Annotated in this window: 2 protein-coding genes; both read left to right on the top strand. The window is 56.9% G+C overall.

Annotation, left to right across the window (positions count from 1 at the left end):
- The first annotated feature begins 161 nt into the window (after positions 1-161).
- Entirely contained in the window at positions 162-599 is a 438-nt protein-coding gene (locus E3O65_RS00010; protein WP_134361708.1) for a hypothetical protein, read from the top strand.
- Between the two features lie 164 nt (positions 600-763).
- Positions 764-2,968 carry a cutinase family protein gene (locus E3O65_RS00005; protein ID WP_166785595.1) on the top strand — a complete coding sequence of 735 codons (2,205 nt, stop codon included), beginning with the start codon at positions 764-766 and terminating at the stop codon, positions 2,966-2,968.
- Positions 2,969-4,102: the final 1,134 nt, after the last annotated feature.

Below are 4,102 nucleotides of genomic sequence, written 5' to 3'. Positions count from 1 at the left end.
TTCCCGAGCTCACTTCTGCATAATCAAACCACTGACCTGCACGGTGTCGAGAAACTCCACCATTCAGCGGGACAGGATTTCCTTCAGGTCAGGATTGGCTCCTGCCAGCGGGCCAAGCGTGCTACTGATCGGTGATACTCCCGAAATGCTATTCTTCCCCCATGAGGGGGAAACGCGGGCGCGGATGGCTTATCGTTGCCATCATTCTGGCTGGTACCGCCGTTCTTTCGATCGCAGCCTGGCCCCTCACGACGTATTTCCAAATCGTGCTGTTCGCAGACTCGAGTGGCGACTTCAAGACTCTCCACTCGTTAGCAAGCGACTTGCAGCTGGAAAAAGCGGCCGAGCGAGTCGTGCTCAATAAGCAGTATGGTTCATCCCTACGCGCTAGTGGTCCGCCGCCCACACTTAAATACGAACTGATTCGTCCTACGGACGGTTGGGAGGCGGAGCTGGACAAACGCGCACAGTCGATCGGTCTTTCTATGATCGGCGATCGTACTTGGCAGGGCAGTTACCGAGGCTTGTTCGTTACAGTCCTCGCTGCGGAATCAATAGACGCCAATGAAGTGCTCAAGTTGAGAATCTACTCGGGGTGACACCCAAAGGCGGGCCAGCGAATCTGAAGTTTTTATGCTGATCTGCTGCATATCACTATGCTGAAAATATGCGAACGTGGATCGCTTGGGTTAGTGTCGCAACCTTAATTGCTTGCTCATTCACGGCCCCCTCTGCCGCTCATGCGGCGGACTGTCTGGACTACATGTTCATCGGCGCCCGAGGCTCCGGAGAGCCGGCCGAAACTGGCGTCGGTGACACGCTCGAGCCTACTTACCGGGCTCTGAAGACTCAGTTGCAGGCCCATGACAAGAGCATCGGCATTAAGGCAGTCGACTATGACGCGATCGCGTTGGGCGCCAACGAAATCGTTGAAAGCGCTGAGCTGGTGCCTGGAAACTACACGGAGTCCGTCAGAGGCGGGACAACACAGCTCATCGCAGACATTCAAGACCTCGTCAACGAGTGCCCAGGAACGGGAATAGTCCTCGGTGGGTATTCCCAAGGAGCGCAGGTCGTCGACATGGCTTTAGACATGTTGACCGTGAACAACGGCAAGAGTCAGATCGATGCGCCATGGTTCCATGAATCCGACTACTACTCACACCTAACACGTACACTGTTACCTGCTATTGCCGGTGTAGCACTTTTTGGTGACCCGAAATTTAACGCCGGCGATCCAGCCGACAACAGCAGCTTCGATGAGAATCATCACGGCGTCTGGCTACCGCACGGCGTTTGGTCGGACAATATTCCAAGCTTGAACGACCGCGTCGTTTCCGTCTGTCACATCGCAGACCCCGTGTGCAACATCACAGCACACACAGACCTATGGGGCGGCTACTACTACCGCGACACTGCATGGCTTGCGGCCGCCGCTAGCGGACTCGGATACGCCACCCCCTGGACCGCTCACGAGAACTATGCTCAAGACGCTGCCCGGGTCGCAGTGATGCTGACCCGAAGCCTGGGTCTGGTGGCCCACCCGTCGGTGGAACTTGACATCCCGGCCAATGCCACGGACGTGGCCTACGTGGTGGACTGGAGGACGGATATGTGGTCAACCAGCATAAACTCCGTAGGGATTCCTGTTGACAACAGCCGCCGCCAGGCTCTTCGCCAGAAACTTCTCGATCAGATTGCTCGCATGGGGAACCGCGGCCTTCTGGAGCGCTGGGGCGTCTATGAATACAACGCCCATTCCGGCGACGACAACTTTAAATGGGGAGCTCAGGCGGGCGAGACGACCAAAATGACCAGCAACTTTGCGTCGGTCTGGACTGATAACTACTTGCGCATCGGAGGTCCGCCGCCAAGCTACGACTCTGGATGGCTCGACTACTGGCACGAACCCAGCAACGCTAGGTATTGGACCCCGCAATACGACGACCATACGTCGATGTTGCAAGCGATCGGATATGCAATCACGGCGCTGAACGACCATCAAGACGGCTCCTCACCCACCCACAAGAAGCAGATCGTCGTCATCTCTGATCGCCCCAACGACACCGCTGCGCCATACACCCCACTTCTTGGAGAGCACGTCGACGAACACTTCTCCTACACGGGGGTTGTGGACATGCTCAAGGCGTCCGGCGTCGCCGTATCGTTCTGGAACCCTTTTGCAGAGCCCCTCTCAAAGACCATGCGATCGGCAACACCGAATGCATCAACGCAAGCCGAGGCCCCGCTTGCAGAGGGCGTCATCCCCGCTGAACAGATCGCAGCTGAGACTGGAGGCAGCAGCGAGTCGGGAGATGAAGGACTTGCATCCATCGCTACTCAAGCCGACTCGGCACCCACAGCGTTTATTCGCATTCCGACGCAGACCACACCCGGTTCGACCATTAGGGCTACTGTAATCAACACCTCCGGAGATGGCACCGACCCGATACAGTCCTCTGATTGGACCGTCACAGATCAAGAGGGAACCGCTCTGCCTGTATCGGTCGATTCGAACGACACCATATCTTTCGCACCACAAAACGGTGGCACCTACTCTGTGGCTGTAGCCATCACACTGGCGTCGGGCCAATCAGCAAGCACATCATCGAAATTGGTAGTGCAGGCGGCCCCCACCGTGGCTCCCTCGACACCTGCGATTTCCGGCAGCGCGATCGACGACTCTTCGGTTGAGTTCCAGTGGACGGTAGTGCCTGACACGCAGTTCTATGCCATCTACGACGACACTCACTACATGATTTCGGCTGTGAACCCGGTGGTTGGTGATCAAGGAGCTGTCTCGTGGACCGTCAATGTCGGAGCCCAGACGGGGACGCGACACTACTCCATAGAGGCGATCAACGCTGCTGGCAAGAGCCTTGAGTCAAATACGGTGGACGTGACATTCCCTGAAACGAATCCGTCCGGCGTCAAGGTGGATGGGTCCGGCGTGAGTTTAGGCGGCTAGTTACGACTCGTCCTCTTGTGCTTCCGTGTGGAAACTTGGGGTTGAGGTCCATACCGCGTGTGCATCTGGGATCTCGATAGCCAAGTAGCCAACGCACATTGGCAAGATGGACAGCGGGAAGATTTCCCAATCGTCGATAACCCCAGCCAACGGTGTCGCAGAGTTGGGCGGTCACGTCAAAAATGTCTTAATCTGATTGGTCTATCCGATCATCTGGACGAACATCCACCACAACAGCTGTTCCATCAGAACGCCTGACAAAATAGTCAGGGATTCCATGTGCGTATCGAATTTACTAATGACTGTTCGACGTCCAGACCTATCGAGTTCGATCCCCTGCACTTTCACAACGTCGACCGGAACGAAAGCAAGGGCGTGAGTTGTCGTCACGACGAGAGATTCCTTCGCGAGATTACTCAGCTTGAACGCGTCCAACGTAGGCCACTACGCTGCCGCGGGAACGGTGATGAGGGTGGCGCTCCACCTGGCTAAGCTCGGCCTATGCCCTCGCACCCGCGTAATGCTGCCGTCTCGATGGCAGTTCTAGCTCTCTTCGTCTCGCTGACCGGGTGCGCTTCCGGTGGCCCTACTGCAGGTTGCGAGGCAGCCGTCGTAACCGCCCTGGCTGGGGAGCAGGTCCTCTATGACACTCACGCAGTTTGGGATTTTCACACAACCCCCGACAGCACCCCGGAGGAGTTTGCCGAGTATGACCGCCTGCACGCTGACGAGGAAGCTCAGTGGACAGCTATCTATTCGACTATTTATGCGTCTTGCGAGAGTCCCGCAGATTGGTGGGCAGCGGCGCAGAAATACCCGTTGATCGCTGGTGCCACCAGTAGTGACGTGTTGCGACCAGAGGACATCAAAGTGTGGTGCACAGATGTCGATGACCAACCTGCATGCACGGGCATTACCGAGTGGCTAGCATCGAATTAAGCCCCCATTGAACAGCTGGGGTTCGTCCGCGGAAGACTCCACGCTTCTCGGCCAGGGCGATGCGGAATTTGTCAAGGTGGATGGGGCCAGGAACTGGAACAGTTCCATCGCCTTCGCGTTTGATATCAAAGTCGGTGTATCTGCTCGTCAGAGTGCCGCGCACCCCACAGATTGATGTCTCCTACCCCTAGGGCG

The sequence above is a fragment of the Cryobacterium breve genome, from assembly GCF_004402375.1.
GTDB classification, from domain to species: Bacteria; Actinomycetota; Actinomycetes; order Actinomycetales; family Microbacteriaceae; genus Cryobacterium; species Cryobacterium breve.
Note: the sequence above shows the minus strand (reverse complement) of the source record. Positions and strands in the feature narration are given on the sequence as shown.